Annotated in this window: 15 protein-coding genes, 1 pseudogene and 1 riboswitch; of the genes and pseudogenes, 12 read left to right on the forward strand and 4 right to left on the reverse strand. The window is 73.9% G+C overall.

The window, feature by feature from the left end; translation table 11 throughout:
• The first annotated feature begins 3 nt into the window (after nucleotides 1-3).
• The 4 genes from GA0070624_RS34685 to GA0070624_RS11830 all read left to right on the forward strand — a co-directional run bounded on the left by GA0070624_RS34685 (nucleotide 4) and on the right by GA0070624_RS11830 (nucleotide 4,386).
• Nucleotides 4-639, forward strand: coding sequence for a DUF2752 domain-containing protein (locus GA0070624_RS34685; RefSeq protein WP_425413502.1), 636 nt, complete (start codon nucleotides 4-6; stop codon nucleotides 637-639).
• A 288-nt stretch (nucleotides 640-927) separates the two neighbouring features.
• Entirely contained in the window at nucleotides 928-1,665 is a 738-nt protein-coding gene (gene thyX / locus GA0070624_RS11820) for an FAD-dependent thymidylate synthase (protein WP_091340271.1), read from the forward strand.
• Between the two features lie 53 nt (nucleotides 1,666-1,718).
• Nucleotides 1,719-2,645, forward strand: coding sequence for a 4-hydroxy-tetrahydrodipicolinate synthase (dapA, locus tag GA0070624_RS11825; protein ID WP_091348652.1), 927 nt, complete (start codon nucleotides 1,719-1,721; stop codon nucleotides 2,643-2,645).
• Between the two features lie 52 nt (nucleotides 2,646-2,697).
• Nucleotides 2,698-4,386: a ribonuclease J gene (locus tag GA0070624_RS11830; protein ID WP_091340274.1), complete on the forward strand. Its 1,689-nt coding sequence runs from the start codon at nucleotides 2,698-2,700 to the stop codon at nucleotides 4,384-4,386.
• A gap of 171 nt (nucleotides 4,387-4,557) precedes the next feature.
• Here the strand turns inward: GA0070624_RS11830 and GA0070624_RS11835 are convergent, their stop codons facing one another.
• Both GA0070624_RS11835 and GA0070624_RS11840 read right to left on the reverse strand, forming a co-directional pair.
• The gene (locus GA0070624_RS11835) at nucleotides 4,558-6,237 is read right to left on the reverse strand and encodes a type III secretion system chaperone family protein (protein WP_091340277.1); all 1,680 of its coding nucleotides are present in this window, start codon (nucleotides 6,235-6,237) and stop codon (nucleotides 4,558-4,560) included.
• Nucleotides 6,234-6,713 carry a YbjN domain-containing protein gene (locus tag GA0070624_RS11840; protein ID WP_091340282.1) on the reverse strand — a complete coding sequence of 160 codons (480 nt, stop codon included), beginning with the start codon at nucleotides 6,711-6,713 and terminating at the stop codon, nucleotides 6,234-6,236. The genes GA0070624_RS11835 and GA0070624_RS11840 overlap by 4 nt, the downstream gene beginning before the upstream one ends.
• 112 nt (nucleotides 6,714-6,825) lie before the next feature.
• Between GA0070624_RS11840 and GA0070624_RS11845 the strand changes: the two genes are divergently transcribed.
• Nucleotides 6,826-9,273: an FtsK/SpoIIIE family DNA translocase gene (locus GA0070624_RS11845; protein ID WP_091340286.1), complete on the forward strand. Its 2,448-nt coding sequence runs from the start codon at nucleotides 6,826-6,828 to the stop codon at nucleotides 9,271-9,273.
• A 61-nt stretch (nucleotides 9,274-9,334) separates the two neighbouring features.
• Here GA0070624_RS11845 and GA0070624_RS11850 read toward each other — a convergent pair whose 3' ends face one another.
• Nucleotides 9,335-9,574 carry a hypothetical protein gene (locus GA0070624_RS11850; protein WP_091340288.1) on the reverse strand — a complete coding sequence of 80 codons (240 nt, stop codon included), beginning with the start codon at nucleotides 9,572-9,574 and terminating at the stop codon, nucleotides 9,335-9,337.
• A gap of 118 nt (nucleotides 9,575-9,692) precedes the next feature.
• Nucleotides 9,693-10,007 carry a DMT family transporter gene (locus GA0070624_RS11855; protein ID WP_091340291.1) on the reverse strand — a complete coding sequence of 105 codons (315 nt, stop codon included), beginning with the start codon at nucleotides 10,005-10,007 and terminating at the stop codon, nucleotides 9,693-9,695.
• Between the two features lie 56 nt (nucleotides 10,008-10,063).
• A riboswitch (guanidine-III (ykkC-III) riboswitch) is annotated at nucleotides 10,064-10,126 on the reverse strand.
• A 112-nt stretch (nucleotides 10,127-10,238) separates the two neighbouring features.
• Between GA0070624_RS11855 and GA0070624_RS11860 the strand changes: the two genes are divergently transcribed.
• From GA0070624_RS11860 to pspM, 7 genes and pseudogenes are all read left to right on the forward strand, one after another.
• Nucleotides 10,239-11,162, forward strand: a complete 924-nt coding sequence (locus tag GA0070624_RS11860) for an ornithine cyclodeaminase family protein (protein WP_091340293.1) — start codon at nucleotides 10,239-10,241, stop codon at nucleotides 11,160-11,162.
• Nucleotides 11,163-11,303: 141 nt separating this feature from the next.
• Nucleotides 11,304-12,800: a 30S ribosomal protein S12 methylthiotransferase RimO gene (gene rimO, locus GA0070624_RS11865; protein ID WP_091348658.1), complete on the forward strand. Its 1,497-nt coding sequence runs from the start codon at nucleotides 11,304-11,306 to the stop codon at nucleotides 12,798-12,800.
• A gap of 71 nt (nucleotides 12,801-12,871) precedes the next feature.
• Nucleotides 12,872-13,459 carry a CDP-diacylglycerol--glycerol-3-phosphate 3-phosphatidyltransferase gene (pgsA, locus tag GA0070624_RS11870; RefSeq protein ID WP_091340296.1) on the forward strand — a complete coding sequence of 196 codons (588 nt, stop codon included), beginning with the start codon at nucleotides 12,872-12,874 and terminating at the stop codon, nucleotides 13,457-13,459.
• Nucleotides 13,460-13,607: 148 nt separating this feature from the next.
• Nucleotides 13,608-14,102: pseudogene (locus GA0070624_RS11875) on the forward strand (CinA family protein); the annotation flags it as partial.
• Nucleotides 14,103-14,449: 347 nt separating this feature from the next.
• Nucleotides 14,450-14,899, forward strand: coding sequence for a helix-turn-helix domain-containing protein (locus GA0070624_RS11880; protein ID WP_091340302.1), 450 nt, complete (start codon nucleotides 14,450-14,452; stop codon nucleotides 14,897-14,899).
• 279 nt (nucleotides 14,900-15,178) lie between these two features.
• The gene (locus GA0070624_RS11885; protein ID WP_091340307.1) at nucleotides 15,179-16,051 is read left to right on the forward strand and encodes a PspA/IM30 family protein; all 873 of its coding nucleotides are present in this window, start codon (nucleotides 15,179-15,181) and stop codon (nucleotides 16,049-16,051) included.
• A 23-nt stretch (nucleotides 16,052-16,074) separates the two neighbouring features.
• Complete coding sequence (gene pspM / locus GA0070624_RS11890; protein WP_091340311.1) at nucleotides 16,075-16,860, forward strand: phage shock envelope stress response protein PspM; 786 nt, start codon at nucleotides 16,075-16,077, stop codon at nucleotides 16,858-16,860.
• Nucleotides 16,861-16,893: the final 33 nt, after the last annotated feature.

Consider the following 16,893-nt stretch of genomic DNA (forward strand, 5'->3'; position numbering starts at 1 on the left):
CGCGTGACGACCGTTGACCGGCCGGCCGCGCAGCCCGGCCCGCAGGTGCACAGCGCCGACGCGCCGCAGGTCGGGACGACCGCCCCGGCGGCTCCCGGCGGCGGGCAGGCGGAGGGCCCGCCCGGGGGGTGGCCCGCGGGTGAGGTCCCGCCGGGCGCCTGGCCGCAGGGCCCGGTCTACCAGCCGGTCGAGCCGGACCGGTTCACCCGGTTCGTGATGCGGCTCTACGACCGGGCCCCGCGCTGGGCGGTCCCGCTGGCCGCGCTCGGCTGCGTCGGCATGGGCGTGGCGTACGCGCTGATCAGTGATCCGACCCAGAGCGCCCCGGACGCCCGGCCGACCTGCCTGCTCAAGCTCACCACCGGGCTGGACTGCCCGGGCTGCGGCGGCACCCGCGCCCTCTGGTACGTGCTGCACGGCGACCTGCCGGCCGCCGCCCGGCACCACTTCCTCTTCGTCTTCGCGCTGCCCTTCCTGACCTACCTCTTCGTCGCCTGGGCCGGGAAGCAGGCGTTCGGCTGGCGACTGCCGGAGCTGCGGATCAGCTCCAAGGTGATCGGCGGCTTCCTCGCCGCCTGGCTCGCCTTCTCGGTGCTGCGCAACCTGCCCTGGGCCCCCTTCACCGCGCTCTACGTCTGATCCGGTCCAGCCTCCACCGGGGCCGGCCCGGCTCTTCGCGGCATCCGGCCGGTTGGCTGCCGTGCCGGCGGCTGCTTCGGGGTCGCTGTGGAGCTGCCCCGGCTGTGCGCCCGCCGGGCCGGTGTGGCTGGCACCGAATGGCGACCCCGAGGGGCCGCCGTAACCCGTTATGCGGCGCCTGCCCCGTCTGTGCGGGCAGCTCCAGAGGCCGTCCAGCGGGTTTCCGACCCGCCGGGGCCCAACTTTGCCGAGACCCCAGGGGCCACTACAGTCCGAGGAATGCCGGACATGGTGCAGCCCCAGGTCAAGCTCATTGCGTGGACCCAGTTCCAGGCCCCGGACGAGGTGCCGTGGTCGACCGACGCCGAGGGCGGCCAGGCGCTGGCCGAGTTCGCCGGCCGGGCCTGCTACCAGAGCTGGAAGAAGCCGAACCCGGCCACGGCGACCAACGCCGGCTACCTGGCCCACATCCTGGACGTCGGCCACCTGTCCGTGCTGGAGCACGGCTCGGTCAGCTTCTACTTCACCGGGGTGTCCCGCTCGTTCACCCACGAGCTGATCCGGCACCGGCACTTCTCGTACTCGCAGCTCTCCCAGCGCTACGTGCCGGAGCGGGACGCGGCCATGGTGGAGCCGGCGGTGATCGCCGAGGACCCGGAGCTGCACAAGAAGTTCGTGGAGGCCGCCGAGGCGAGCGTCCGGGCCTACACCGAGCTGCTGGAGGGGCTGGAGCAGCGCTTCGCCGACGAGCCGAACCCGACCCTGCGGCGCAAGCAGGCCCGGCAGGCGGCCCGGGCGGTGCTGCCCAACGCCACCGAGACCCGGATCGTGGTCACCGGCAACTACCGGGCCTGGCGGCACTTCATCAAGATGCGGGCCACCGAGCACGCCGACGTGGAGATCCGCGAGCTGGCCGTGGAGTGCCTGCGGCAGCTCCAGGAGGTTGCGCCGAACGTCTTCGCCGACTTCGTGATCTCCACCCTGCCCGACGGGACCGAGGTGGCGGCCAGCCCGCACGCCGAGTGACTCCTGAGCACTTACCCGCCGGGGCTCCGGTGGTCGTCCGCTAGGTTGTGAACATGACGCACGACCACCCTGCCGTACCCGAGCGGAGCGCCTCGCGCCCGTTCGGACGACTGCTCACGGCCATGGTCACCCCGTTCACCCGGGACGGGTCCCTGGACCTCGAGGGCGCCGTACGGCTCGCGAATTACCTCGTCGACGAGCAGGGCAACGACTCGCTGGTGCTCAACGGCACCACCGGTGAGTCGCCGACCACCACCGACGCGGAGAAGGAACGCCTGATCCGGGCCGTCGTGGAGGCGGTCGGCGACCGGGCCAGGATCGTGGCCGGGGTCGGCACCAACGACACCCGGCACACCATCGAGCTGGCGGCGTCGGCCGAGAAGGCCGGCGCGCACGGCCTGCTGGTGGTCACGCCGTACTACAACAAGCCGCCGCAGAGCGGGCTGCTGCGCCACTTCACCGCGGTCGCGGACGCCACCGGGCTGCCGATCATGCTCTACGACATCCCGCAGCGGGCCGGGACGGCGATCGCCACCGAGACGCTGGTGAAGCTGGCCGAGCACGGCCGGATCGTCGCGGTCAAGGACGCCAAGGGCGACCTGACCGCCACCTCATGGGTGCTCAGCCGCAGCGACCTGGCGTACTACAGCGGCGAGGACTCGCTGACCCTGCCGGCGCTGTCGGTCGGGGCGGTCGGCGTGGTGGGTACCTCGACGCACTTCACCGGCGCGCCGACCAAGCAGATGATCGAGGCGTACGACGCGGGCGACACCCTGACCGCGCGGACCCTGCACCGGCGGCTGCTGCCCCTGTTCACCGGCATCTTCCGTGCCCAGGGCGTGATCCTGGTCAAGGCGGGCCTGGCGGCCAAGGGCCTGCCGGCCGGCCCGGTACGCCCGCCGCTGGTGGACGCCACCGCCGACGAACTGGCCCAGCTGCGCGCCGACTGCGCGGCGGCGGGCCTGGAACTGCCCGAATGATCGAACGACACGACGGACGCCGGATGAGGGCGTCGCAGAATGAGGTGGACGCGTGACCGAGGCGCACATCGAGGGTGAACTGCCCCCGCCGCTGCCGGAGGGCGGCCTGCGGATCATCCCGCTCGGCGGACTCGGCGCCATCGGCCGGAACATGACCGTCTTCGAGTACGACGGCAAGCTGCTGATCGTCGACTGCGGGGTGCTCTTCCCCGACGTCGAGCAGCCGGGCGTGGATCTGATCCTGCCCGATTTCGGCCCGATCCTGGACCGGCTGGACGACGTGCAGGCGATCGTGCTCACCCACGGCCACGAGGACCACATCGGCGCCGTGCCGTACCTGCTCGCCCACAAGCCGGACATCCCGCTGGTCGGCTCCCAGTTCACCCTCGCCCTGGTCGAGGCGAAGCTCGCCGAGCGGCGGATCCAGCCGTACACGCTGACCGTCAAGGAGGGCGGCCGGGAGCGGCTCGGCCCGTTCGAGTGCGAGTTCTTCGCGGTCAACCACTCCATTCCGGACGCGCTCGCGGTGGCCATCCGCACCCCGGCCGGGCTGGTGCTGCACACCGGCGACTTCAAGATGGACCAGCTCCCGCTGGACGGCCGGATCACCGACCTGGCCGGCTTCGCCCGGCTCGGCGCCGAGGGTGTCGACCTGCTCCTGTCGGACTCCACCAACGCGGAGATCCCCGGCTTCGTCACGCCGGAGCGGGAGATCGGCCCGGTCCTCGACTCGATCTTCCAGAAGGCGCGCGGCCGGATCATCGTCGCCTCGTTCGCCTCCCACGTGCACCGGGTGCAGCAGGTGATGGACTCGGCGGCCGAGCACGGCCGCAAGGTGGCGCTGATCGGCCGCTCGATGGTCCGCAACATGGGCATCGCCCGCGACCTGGGGCTGCTGAACATCCCGCCGGGCCTGGTGGTCGGCCTGGAGGAGGCAACCGCGCTGCCACCGGAGCGGATCGTGCTGATGTCCACCGGCTCGCAGGGCGAGCCGATGAGCGCGCTGGGCCGGATGGCCAGCGGCGACCACCGGCACATCACCATCGCACCGGGCGACACCGTCGTGCTCGCCAGCTCGCTGGTGCCGGGCAACGAGACCTCGGTCTACCGGGTGATCAACCGGCTGGCCCGGGCCGGTGCGGTCGTCGTGCACAAGGACGTCGCCAAGGTGCACGTCTCCGGGCACGCCCCCGCCGGCGAGTTGCTCTACCTGCTCAACACCGTTCGGCCGAGCAACCTGATGCCGGTGCACGGCGAATGGCGGCACCTGCGTGCGCACGCCCGCCTCGGCGTCGAGTCCGGGGTCGCGCCGGACCGGGTGGTGCTCTGCGAGGACGGCGACGTGGTCGACCTGGTGGAGGGGCGGGCCAGCCTGGTCGGTCACGTGAAGAGCCGGTACGTCTACGTCGACGGCCTCGCCGTCGGCGACGTCAGCGAGTCGCTGCTCACCGAGCGGCGGATCCTCGGCGACGGCGGGTTCATCGCGGCCACCGTGGTGGTCGACTCGGTCACCGGCAAGGTGGTCGGCGGCCCGACCGTCTCGGCGAAGGGCTTCTCCGAGGACCCGGAGGCGTTCAACCCGGTGGTCCCGCTGATCACCGAGGCGCTCAACCGGGCGGCCGCGGACGGCATCACCGACCCGCACCAGCTCCAGCAGATCGTCCGGCGCACCGTCGGGCGCTGGGTCAACGACGCGTACCGCCGGCGACCGATGATCATCCCGACCGTCGTCGAGGTCTGACCGCACGCACCTTTCCGTCGATCGCTCAACCGATCGTCGGTCGTCCACGTTTTCCGTGCCGGCGGGCGCTGGGGGGAGCGTGGCGGATGGACCGCAGACGGATGACAGCCATCGGCGTACCGGTGGCGGCGGCGGGGCGGTGCCGCGTCCGGCCTTCCGGTACGCGGCGGGTCAGGGGAGGGCGGCCACCGCCTCGGCGTACGCGACGCCGGTGGTGACGGTCGAGGTGAGCAGCACGACCAGCTGCGCGGGCGCCACCCCGTGCTCCAGGTCGGTGGTGACGTCGCCGGCCAGCACCAGCGCCCCGTCGCCCGGGTCGTGCACGTACGCCTTGGGCAGCAGCCGGTCGTGGTTCCAGGCGTTGCAGAAGGCGTACGCCTCGGCGAGCCGGTCGACCGGCAGCCGCCGGGTGGCGACCACCCGGGCGTGCAGGATCTCCCCGCGCTGGCCGAGCCGGCGGAACTGGATCATCGCCTCGCCCCACCGGCCCACCACCGTGCCGTCGGGCTCGACCGCGTACCCGTCGCCGCGCCGGTCGAGGGCGGCGGTGATCATCGGCAGGCTCAGCGGGGCCGGTTCCTCCTCGGCCGGCTCGGGGTCCTCCGCCGAGCCGTCCGGCCAGCCGTCGTCCGGCGCGTCGGCGGGCAGCGGCACCGGGGCGCCCAACGGTCGTTCCGCCAGCCAGGAGGCGATCCGGCCGGACTGGTGGCCGGTGCCGTTGCGGGCGTCGAAACTGCCGGCCAGCTCGGTGGCGAGCGCGAACAGGTCCGCGCCGAGGGTCGCCACGTCCACCTCGGACGCCGGGCGCGGACCGTGCCCGGGGCGGTGGATTCGCCGCCCGCCCCGCCCGGCCTCGACCGCCAGCCCGCAGAGCAGCGCGCCGGCCGCGGCGAACTCCATCGCGGACAGGTCGTCGTACGGGTGGTCCAGCCGCGGCAGCTGCTCGGCGAGGATGTCCAGCCCCCGGTCCAGGTGCCCGCCCAGGGCGCAGAACCGCAGGTGCGCGGCGAGCTGCGGGAAGGCGGCCCGTTCCCGACGGTGCCGCCGGTACGCCCGTACGTGGGCTTGCCCGGCGCGCTCCGCCTCGCCCGTGCGCAGCCACGGCAGCATTGCCACCGCGAGGGCCCGCTCGGGCTGGTCGGTGCAGCCGACCTCCCCGTCGAGCACCGGTCGCAGCTCCGCCAGGGCCGCACCGTGCTCGCCCCACCCGGCCAGCAGCTCCGCCCGCCGGGCCGGAGCGCAGCCCGGGCAGCCGCCGACCGGATCCGGTGCGGCCGACTGTTCCCGGTTGCGGCGCGGCGTCAGACGCGCCGAGCCGGACTGGTCGTACGACTGTTCCGGGTCGCGGCGCGGCGTCAGACGCGCCGAGCCGGAATGGTCGTAGCGCGAGCGGTCGTACTCCCGGCGGGCGGTCGGCTCGTCGCCGAGATGGTCGGCGAGCCGGCAGCGCAGCTCGGCGACCACCTCGGCGTCCGGGCCCAGCCGCCCGGCGAGGTCGTCCAGGAGGGACCGGGCCTGGTCCAGACCGATCCGTGGGGTGCCGAAGAACGCCTCCACCGCCTGCCGCTGATGGCGGCGCAGCGTCTGGGCGTCGGCGGGGTCCAGCAGGCCGGGCGTCCGGTCGACCGCCGCTAGGCAGCGCCGGACCGGTTCGAGCAGCCGCCACCGCTCCCCGTGGTGCAGGTACGCCTCGATCAGCGCGAACCGGGCGGCCAGGGCGGTACGTGGGTCACCCACCGCGTAGGCCTGGACGGCGATCCGTTCCAACTCGGCGAAGCGGGCCTCGCCGTCGGGCATGTCACGGGCGTCGGCGAGGGCGTCGGCCAGCCCCCGGTCACTTGAGGTGGTCATCGGGCCGGCCCGCCCGCCAGTCGGCCCACCTCGGCGGCGAGCTGGCACCCGGTCGAGATGCCACAGTCGAGCAGCTGGTCGAGCTGGTGCGGGGTGACCCCGCGTTCCAGGTCGGTGATCACCTCGCCGCTGACCTGGGCCCACCCGTCGTCCGAAACGTGCACGAACGCCTTGGGCCAGAGCCGGTCGTGGTTCCAGGAGTTGCAGAAGGCGTGGAGGATCGGGACCTGCTCCACGCCGAAGCGGGGCGCGGCGACGGTGCGGACCTGGAGCAGCTCGCCCGCCTCGCCCCGGCGGAAGAACCAGGTCAGGCTCTCCTCCCAGCGGCCGACCAGGTCGCCGTCGGCGTCTTCGGCGACTGCGTACCCCCGGTTGGCCAGCACCGCGGCGATCAGCTCGCCGGTCAGCGGCCGCAACGCTTGCGGGTGTCCGGCCAGGGGGCCGTCCGGACCGTCCTCGAAACCCGGCGACGCCATTGGCATCCCTTCTGCGGCGAATAACACACCGACGGCGCAGGTCCCGGCTGCGACGCGCGGACACGACCCGGAAAAGCGGGGATCTGCCGGGTGACGCCGTTACGGTGACTCTATGGCGGGCCGTACCTCTCAGGCGAGCCGGCGGCGCGGCGCGTCGCCGCGCGGTACCACGAACAGCCGTGCCCGCCAGCCGGCGAAGAAGACCACCCGGGCGAGGGCCCGGCGGCGAACGGCGGCCCGACCGGGCCCGGCCGTCTACATCGGTCGCGCGGTCGGCGCGCTGTGGATGGGGCTGGCGCACGGCGTGGGCTGGGCGGTCCGGGCCGCCGGGCGGCAGGCCGCCTCGGCCCGCGACCTCGACCCGGAGCACCGCCGCGACGGCGCCGGCCTGCTGCTGTTCGGCTTCGCCATCCTCACCGGGGTAGCCATCTGGTTCGGCGGCGCCGGCCCGGTCGGCGCGCGGTTGGCCGACACGGTCCGGCTCTTCCTCGGCGCGATCGCGATCGTGGTGCCGGTGCTGCTGATGATCGGCGCCTGGCGGCTGATGCGGACCCCGGCCGACCCCGAGCACCGCGGCCGCGGCCTGGTCGGCTGGGGGTCGATGCTGATCGCCACCGCCGCGCTGCTGCACATCGGACAGGACCCGGTCGACTCCATCCAGCGCGACTACGCGGGCGGCCTGATCGGCGCCGGCGTCGGCGACCTGCTGGAGACGGCGATCACCGCCTGGGTGGCCGTGCCGCTGCTGATCCTGCTGCTGGTCTTCGGTCTGCTGGTGGTCACCGCGACCCCGATCAACAAGATCCCCGAGCGGCTCGGGCTGCTCGCCGGCACGCTCGTCGCGCCGCCGGCCGCCGAGGGCGAGGGGGCCGGGAAGCCGGCCCGGAAGCGGCCGGCCAAGCGCCTGCCGCCACCGTTGGATCCGGGCGACCCCGATGACGGCTACGACGGCGTTGACCTTCAGGACACCGTGGCGCTGCCCCGCAAGCCGCCAACGAAGGTGCCGGCCACCCGCAAGCCGGTCGAGCCGCCGGAGCATTCGCCGGCGCCCACCCGGGCCGAGCAGCTCGCGCTCACCGGGCTGGCCGGCGACTACACGCTGCCGCCGGCCAACATGCTCAGCAGCGGTGCCGCGCCGAAGAAGCGGAGCAAGGCCAACGACGAAGTGATCGCCGCCCTCACCGGGGTGTTCGAGCAGTTCGACGTGGACGCCGCGGTCACCGGCTTCACCCGGGGGCCGACCGTCACGCGCTACGAGGTGGAGCTGGGTCCGGGCGTCAAGGTCGAGCGGATCACCCAGCTCTCCCGCAACATCGCGTACGCGGTGAAGTCCCCGGACGTGCGGATCCTCAGCCCGATCCCGGGCAAGAGCGCGGTCGGCGTGGAGATCCCGAACACCGACCCGGAGAACGTGGCGCTCGGCGACGTGCTCCGCTCGCGGGCGGCCACCAGCGACCACCACCCGATGGTGGTGGCGCTCGGCAAGGACATCGAGGGCGGCTACGTGGTGGCCAACCTCGCGAAGATGCCTCACATCCTCATCGCGGGGGCTACGGGCGCCGGCAAGTCGAGTTGCCTGAATTCTCTGCTCATGTCCATTCTGGCCCGGGCCACGCCGGACGAGGTGCGGCTGCTGCTGATCGACCCGAAGCGGGTCGAGATGACCGGCTACGAGGGCATCCCGCACCTGGTCACCCCGATCGTGACCAACGCGAAGAAGGCGGCCGACTCGCTGGAGTGGGTCGTCCGCGAGATGGACATGCGCTACGACGACCTCGCCGCCAACGGGGTCCGGCACATCGACGACTTCAACCGCAAGGTCCGCACCGGCGAGATCAAGGCCCCGCCCGGCAGCGAGCGGGAGCTGCGGCCCTACCCGTACCTGCTGGTGATCGTGGATGAGTTGGCCGACCTGATGATGGTCGCCCCCCGCGACGTGGAGGACTCCATCGTCCGGATCACCCAGCTCGCCCGGGCCGCCGGCATCCACCTGGTGCTCGCCACCCAGCGCCCCTCGGTCGACGTGGTCACCGGCCTGATCAAGGCGAACGTCCCGTCCCGGCTGGCCTTCGCCACCTCCTCGCTGGCCGACTCGCGGGTCATCCTCGACCAGCCGGGCGCGGAGAAGCTGCTCGGCCGCGGTGACGGCCTCTTCCTGCCGATGGGCGCGTCGAAGCCGGTCCGGATCCAGGGCGCCTGGGTCACGGAGCGTGAGATCGCCGACGTGGTGAAGTTCTGCAAGGGCCAGCGCGAGCCGGAGTTCCGCCCGGATGTGCTCGCCCCGGCCTCCGACGGCAAGAAGAAGATCGACGAGGACATCGGCGAGGACCTGGACCTGCTGCTCCAGGCGGTCGAACTGGTGGTGACCTCCCAGTTCGGGTCGACCTCGATGCTGCAGCGGAAGCTGCGGGTCGGCTTCGCCAAGGCGGGCCGGCTGATGGACCTGATGGAGACCCGGGGCGTGGTCGGGCCCTCCGAGGGTTCCAAGGCCCGGGACGTGCTGGTCAAGCCGGACGAGCTGGAAGACGTCCTGGTCGGCCTGCGCGGGGGCGAGGAGTAGGTCGACCGCGACGACAAAGGGCCCGCCGAGGTCCGGCGAGCCCTTTCCGTGACGGGTCCGGTCAGGAGTTCAGCAGCGCGGCGGCGATCACCATGCCGATGACGGCGCCGACGACGCTGGCGGCCGCGGCGTACCAGCCGAGCGGCTTGTCGCCGAGCACCGCGCCCACGATGCCGAGGATCAGCCCGACCAGGCCGAGGAACGGAAAGAAGAGGGCGATGACGGCGAAGACGAAACCGATGATCGTGCAGATACGGGCGGCGTTGCCGCGCGGTCGGGTGGTGGCGGGCATGTCGGCCATGGTGTCCTCCGTGAAGTAGGCCCTTGGGTGGGTCGGCCGGTGTCTACCCATTTCGCGCTCGCGCTACGCATCGGGTCCGATACCGGGCAGCGGGGGGAACTCCCGGGGACCGGACGGCTCAGTGGAAGAGCTTCAGGCCGACGACGCCGGCCACCACCAGCAGCAGGCAGACGATCCGGGGGAGGCTGGCGGGCTCGCCCAGCGCCACCATGCCGACGAGTGCCGTCCCCACCGCCCCGATCCCGACCCAGACCGCGTAGCCGGTGCCGACCGGGATCTCGCGTAGCGCGTACGCCAGGCCGGCCATGCTCAGCACGAGGGAGACCGCGAAGACGGCGGAGGGGAGGGGGCGGCTGAAGCCGGCGCTGCGGTCGAGGGCGATCGCCCACGCCGTCTCGAGCAGTCCGGAGAGCACCAGCACGATCCAGGCCATCGGAGTCACCTCTGCGATGCGGCCCGGCCACCGGGGCCGGGACGAGTCTGTGGTTACGCGGGGCGTCTTGGCCTGACCGGGTACGCCCACGACTCGTCCGGGATGACCGAGGTCCCGAGGGAACGTCGGCCACCGGGGCCGACGCTAGCACGTCGGGGGCGGGCCGCCGGGGCGGTGAGAAAGCCCACCCTCGGTGGATCTCAAGTTAACTTCAAGTTGCACCATGGGCTCATGACCCTGCTCCTCTCCGACGACGACGTCGCGGCCACGCTGGACGCCTCCGCCACGGTCGACGCGATGCGGGACGCCCTGCTGGCCGCGTACCAGGGTCGGCTGATCGCCCCGCCCCGGGCATCCGCCCCGCTCGGCGGCGGTCGGATGGTGCTCACCGCCGGCCACCTGACCGGCGAGTGGTACGGCTTCCGGTCGTACGACACCTTCGGGCACCCGGAGAGCGGGCAGCTGGTCGTGCTGCACGACGGGCGTACCGGGGCGGTGCGGGCGATCGCGGTCGGCGAGGAGCTGGGCTCCCGGCGCACCGGGGGACTGGGCGGGGTCGCGGTCGACGCGCTGGCCCGCCCCGACGCCGTCACGCTGGGCCTGGTCGGTTCCGGCCGGCAGGCCTGGACCCAGGTCTGGGCCGCCGCCGCGGTCCGTCCGCTGCGCGAGGTGACCGTGCACAGCCGCTCGGCGGCCAACCGGGAGGCGTTCGCCGCCCGGGTCCGCGCCGAGCTGGGCATCCCGGCGCGGGCGGTGCCCAGCGCCGCGGCGGCGGTGACCGGACGGGACATCGTGGTGCTCGCCACCACCAGCCGGACCCCGGTGCTGGACGCCCGGGACCTCGCCCCCGGGACGCACGTCAACACCGTGGGCTTCAAGCAACGCAACCGCGCCGAGTTCGGCCCCGACCTGCTGGACGCCGCGGATGTCCTGGTCACCGACTCGCCGGCCCAGGCGGCCGCGTACGACCCACCGATGCTCGCCGCCGCGCCCCCGTACGCCGACCGGCTGCGCGACCTGGGTGCGGTGCTGGCGGGCGCGGTCCCGGGGCGGACCGGCGCGGACCAGATCTCGGTCTTCTGCTCGACCGGTCTGGCCGGCACGGAGGTCTTCCTGCTCGACCGCCTGGCCCGGGTCGGCGCCGCCGCGCGTTGACCCGCCCCGGCTCGACGACCAGCGCAAGAAGCCGGGGCCCCGGCGGGGCCCCGGCGGGGGAAACGAGGCGGCCCGGGTGTGCGGCGGCCGATGCCCGCGGCCAGCCGTCGCGGCGTTGCCCGGCCGGCCCGGTACCCTCGGATGGTGTCTGCCACCTCCCCTTACGCTGCCGACGGCCGCCGAGTCGCCCTGCTGACCCTGGGCTGCGCCCGTAACGAGGTCGACTCGGAGGAGCTGGCCGCCCGGCTGCACGCCGACGGCTGGCAGGTGACCACCGACGGCGAGGGCGCCGACGTGGTGGTGGTCAACACCTGCGGCTTCGTGGAGAAGGCCAAGCAGGACTCCATCCAGACGCTGCTCGCCGCCGCCGACACCGGCGCCAAGGTGGTCGCCGCCGGCTGCATGGCCGAGCGGTACGGCCGGGAGCTGGCCGAGAGCCTGCCCGAGGCGCAGGCGGTGCTGAGCTTCGACGACTACCCGGACATCTCGGCCCGGCTGAACGCCGTGGTCGCCGGTGAGGCGATCGACGCGCACACCCCGCGCGACCGCCGCGAGCTGCTGCCGCTCACCCCGGTGGCCCGCCGGAACAGCGCGGTGTCGCTGCCCGGGCACGGCAGCCCGGCCCGGGTCCCGGAGACCGACGAGCACACCCCGGCCCACCTGCGTCAGGTGCTGCGGCGCCGGCTCGACACCGGCCCGGTCGCCTCGCTCAAGCTGGCCAGCGGCTGCGACCGGCGCTGCGCGTTCTGCGCCATCCCCGCCTTCCGCGGCGCCTTCGTCTCCCGTACCCCGGACGAGCTGCTCGCCGAGGCGGAGTGGCTGGCCAAGACGGGCGTCCGCGAGCTGGTGCTGGTCAGCGAGAACTCGACGTCGTACGGCAAGGACCTCGGCGACCCCCGGGCGCTGGAGAAGCTGCTGCCGCAGCTCGCCGCCGTCTCCGGCATCGTCCGGGTCCGGGTGAGCTACCTGCAGCCCGCCGAGACCCGGCCCGGCCTGGTCGAGGCGATCGCCACCACGCCCGGCGTGGCGCCCTACTTCGACCTGTCGTTCCAGCACTCCAGCGAGCCGGTGCTGCGCCGGATGCGCCGCTTCGGCTCCACCGACCGTTTCCTCGAGCTGCTGGCCGGTGCCCGGGCGCTGGCCCCGGAGGCGGGTGCGCGGAGCAACTTCATCGTCGGCTTCCCCGGCGAGACCCGGGCCGACGTGGCCGAGCTGGTCCGCTTCCTGACCGAGGCGCGGCTCGACGCGATCGGCATGTTCGACTACAGCGACGAGGACGGCACCGAGGCCGCGGGTCTGCCCGGCAAGGTCTCCGCGGCCACCATCAAGCGCCGGTACGACAAGCTCAGCGCGCTCGCCGACGAGCTCTGCTCGCAGCGGGCCGAGGAGCGGCTCGGCTCCACCGTCGAGGTGCTGGTCGACTCGGTCGACGACGGCGTGGTCGAGGGCCGAGCCGCCCACCAGGCCCCCGAGGTCGACGGCTCGACCACGCTCGTCGCGCCGGAGGGCGGCGGCGTCGACCTGGCCGCGCTGCGCCCCGGCGACCTGGTCCGGGCCACGGTCACCGCGACCGAGGGTGTCGACCTGGTCGCCGTACCGGATGAGATGATCTCGGCGGCGCCCGGCGCGGCACGGTGACGCCGGGTCGTGACGGAGCGAGGGAGCCAGGTGGTGCGGTGCCAGGTACGCCACGGCGAACGGAGCGGGCGATGACCGGGGCCGAGTCCACGGCGCCCGTGGTCGCCCGGGTGCCGGTGCTCAATGCCGCCAACGCGCTGACCGCGCTGCGGCTGGTGCTGGTGCCGGTCTTCGCGGTGACCGTGGTCGTCTCGGGGATGACCCACGCCGGCTGGCGGATCGCCGCCTGTCTGATCTTCGTCGTCGCCTCGGTGACGGACCTGGTGGACGGCTGGATCGCCCGCCGGTTCAAGTTGGTCACCTCGGTCGGCAAGGTGGCCGACCCGATCGCCGACAAGGCGCTGACCGGCGCCGCCCTGGTGCTGCTCTCCTGGTACGACCGGCTGCCCTGGTGGGTGACCGCGGTGATCCTGGCCCGCGAGCTGGGCATCACGGCGCTGCGCTTCTGGGTGATCCGGCTCGGCGTGATCGCGGCCAACCGGGGCGGCAAGATCAAGACGGTGCTCCAGATCCTGGCGATCACCTGGTACCTCTGGCCGATGCCCGCCGCCCTGACCCCGGTCGGCCCGTGGATCATGGGCGCCGCGGTCCTGGTCACGGTGGTGACCGGCTTCGACTACATCGCCCAGGCCCTCCGCCTCCGCCGCCCCCACCCCTGACCCCCACCCCGCCCCGGCCCACCCCCGCCGGGAACGGGTGATCATGAAGTTATTTCCCTCGATACCGGCGTGTCATGGCGATAACTTCATGATCGACGGGTCCCGGGAACGATGAGTAGGCGGAGCCGGGGAGGGAAGGGTTTGGGGCATGGATGAGCGGGATGCGAATGGGGAGCGGCCGGCCGGCAGCCCGGCCGCGGCGGTCGTGCACAGCCTTTCGCAGCGGCACGAGACGCTGGCCACCATCGAGTCGCTGACCGGGGGGCTGCTCTCCGCCTCGATCGTGGAGATCGCCGGGGTGAGCGGCACGTACCGCGGCGGCCTGGTGGTCTACGCCACCGAGCTGAAGTCGGAGCTGGCCGGCGTACCGGCGGACCTGCTCGCGGAGCGCGGGCCGGTCGACCCGGACGTCGCGGTCGCGCTGGCCGAGGGTGGGCGGCGGCGCTGCGGGGCCGACTGGGGGCTGGCCACCACCGGGGTGGCCGGGCCGGAGCCCCAGGACGGCAAGCCGGTCGGCCTCGTGTACGTCGCGGTCGCCGGCCCGGGCGGCACAAGCGTGGAGCAGCTCGACCTGGAAGGTGGGCGGGACCACATCCGCTCGGCCGCGGTGATCGCGGCGCTGCGGCTGTTGACCGAGCGGATCCGCGCCGCGGACCAGGCTGACGAGTCGCGACCCGCCGACGCGACGCGGCACCCCGCCCACCAGGTGGACGAGGCACAGGACCCGGCCCTCCGCCGGCCGGCCGGTGACGCGGCTCACGGCACGGACATCGACACGCCCGACGACGCGGATGCCGCCGACCCTGCCGCGGCGGGGCGGCGGTGACGGGATCGGCCGGATCGGAGGGGCGGGGCGGGATGTCGCGGCGGCGGGCACCGGGTACGGTTGCGGGAAGGCTCCGGCGGTCGACGCCGGCGCCGGGGGCGGCCGCCGCGTCCGGCGCGGCACGTCCGGCCGGAGAAGATGGTCCCGTCAAAGGGGGAGGTGCGATGGTCCTGCTACGCCGAGTGATCGGTGACGCACTACGGGCGCGCCGGCAGGGGCAGCACCGCACCCTGCGCGAGGTCTCCTCCGCCGCCAACGTGAGTCTCGGTTACCTCTCGGAGATCGAGCGTGGCCAGAAGGAACCCTCCAGCGAGCTGCTGGCCGCGATCTGCGACGCGCTCGGCGCCCGTCTCTCCGAGCTGCTCCGCGAGGTCAGCGACACCGTAGCCCTGGCCGAGCAGATGCCTGGGGTGCTGGTCCCGGTCGCCAACGAGCCGGTCGAGCCGACGCCGGTGGCTCCGGCCGCCGTCCGCAAGGCCACCAACCGGGGCGTCCGCCAGGTGACCTCGGACGGCGCGGTCTCCGTCCAGGTCCGGCAGGATTCGCCGCTCAAGGCGACCCTGCGCAGCACCCGGGTCCGCTCCGCGGACCGGGACGTGGTCTGCGCCGCCTGATCCGCGCGGCGCGCACCGTGGCCGGGCCGGCCCTCGACGCCTGATCTGCGGCGCCCCTGGCCGGGCCGGCCTCGACGCCTGATCCGCGCGGCGCGCGCCGTGGCCGGGCTGGCCCCCGCCGCGTAGAGTCGATCAGGGTTGCGTGACTGCCCCCGCTCGTCGGTACGGAAGCCGGGCTGGCGTCCGACTGGGACGATGGGGGCATGCCCCGCGGCCCGCTGGTCGGCCCCGTCCGGCCCGGTCGAGGCGGAGCGACGCTACTGAGGGGACAACGCGGAGATGGCGAACCCGTTCGTCAAGGGTTGGAAATACCTGATGGCGCTCTTCGGTGCGAAGATCGACGAGCACGCCGACCCGAAGGTGCAGATCCAGCAGGCGATCGAGGAGGCCCAGCGGCAGCACCAGGCGCTGGTCCAGCAGGCGGCCGCGGTGATCGGCAACCAGCGGCAGTTGGAGATGAAGCTGTCCCGGCAGATGTCCGAGGTCGAGCAGCTCCAGGCCAACGCCCGGCAGGCCCTGGTCCTGGCCGACCAGGCGGGCGCCAGGGGTGACCAGGCCGAGGCCGGGCGGTACGAGCAGTCCGCTCAGCTCCTCGCCACCCAGCTGGTCTCCGCCGAGCAGGCCACCGAGGACCTGAAGACGCTGCACGACCAGGCCCTGGGCGCGGCCGCCCAGGCCCGCAAGGCGGTGGAGAACAACTCCATGATCCTCCAGCAGAAGCTGGCCGAGCGCACCAAGCTGCTCAGCCAGCTCGAGCAGGCCAAGATGCAGGAGAGCGTGGCCCGCTCGCTGGAGTCGATGTCGGCGCTGACCGCGCCCGGCACCACCCCCTCGCTGGACGAGGTGCGGGACCGGATCGAGCGCCGGTACGCCAATGCGATGGGCCGCGCCGAGCTGGCCGGCAACTCGGTCGAGGGCCGGATGCTGGAGATCAAGAAAGCGACGCTCGACTCGGCGGGTTCGGCCAGACTGGAGCAGATCCGGTCGAGCATGGCCGGCGAGCAGCTCACCGGCCGGCAGGAGCGGCCGGCGGTGCCGCAGGCCGGGCAGGCGGCGCCCGCGGTCGACCCGGCGGCCGCCGCCCGGCTCGACGAGATCCGGGCCAGCATGAGCCGGGAACACGGCACGGGGGACAGCACCGCCGCCGGCTGAGCGATCGGGGCGAGGAGACGGGGATGGCAGACGAGCGAGCCCGATACTTCCGCCGGCTGCGTCGGCTGCGACGCTCCGCCCGGCGATGGAGCGTCCTGGCCGGTGGGCTCGGCGGCGCGGCCGCCGTGCTGACCCCGTACGCCGGGCTGGGACTGCCCGACGCGGGCTGGGCCGGCGCCGCCGGCAGCGCGATCGCGTTCGCCGCCTGGCGCTGGATCGACCTGCGCGCGCTGGCCGCCACGCCGGCGCCGCCGGCGCTCGACCCGGCCGAGGCCGCCGCCCGCTCCCGGGCCCGGCTTGTCGCCGCCGTCGAGCGACTGCCCGTCGGCCCGGGCGTGCTGGCCGAGGTACGCCGGGTCCGGTCCCGGCTGGCGCTGCGCGGCACCACGGCGGCCGAGGCGTGGGCGCGGCTGGACCACGCCGCGCTGACCCTGGCCGGGATGAGCGGCCGGCTGACCGGGCTGGCCGAGCCGGCGGTGCTCGAGGCGGCCGCCGCCGACCGCTCGCTGCGCGACCTGGCCGGCCGGGTGGCCAGCGTGGAACGCGCCCTCAAGCTCGCCCCGGCCGAGGCCCAGGCGTCGCTCGCCGACTCCCACCGCACCCTGGTCGACCAGTTGGAGAACGGCGTCTCGGCCTACGAGCGCCTGGTCGTCGCAGCGGCCAGCTACGTCGCCGAGGACGCCCGCCCGAGCACCGAACACCCGGCCGCCTCCCGGCTGGCGGAGGCGACCGACCTGCTGCACGGGGTGGCCTCGGCGCTGGCCGAGCTGCGCGCCGTCGGCGACCCGCTGCGCGCCCCCACCCGCTGACCCGACCCGCCCGCTCCCCGCGCTCCGCTCCCA

Origin of the sequence: Micromonospora rhizosphaerae (genome assembly GCF_900091465.1) — a bacterium.
Lineage (GTDB): Bacteria > Actinomycetota > Actinomycetes > Mycobacteriales > Micromonosporaceae > Micromonospora > Micromonospora rhizosphaerae.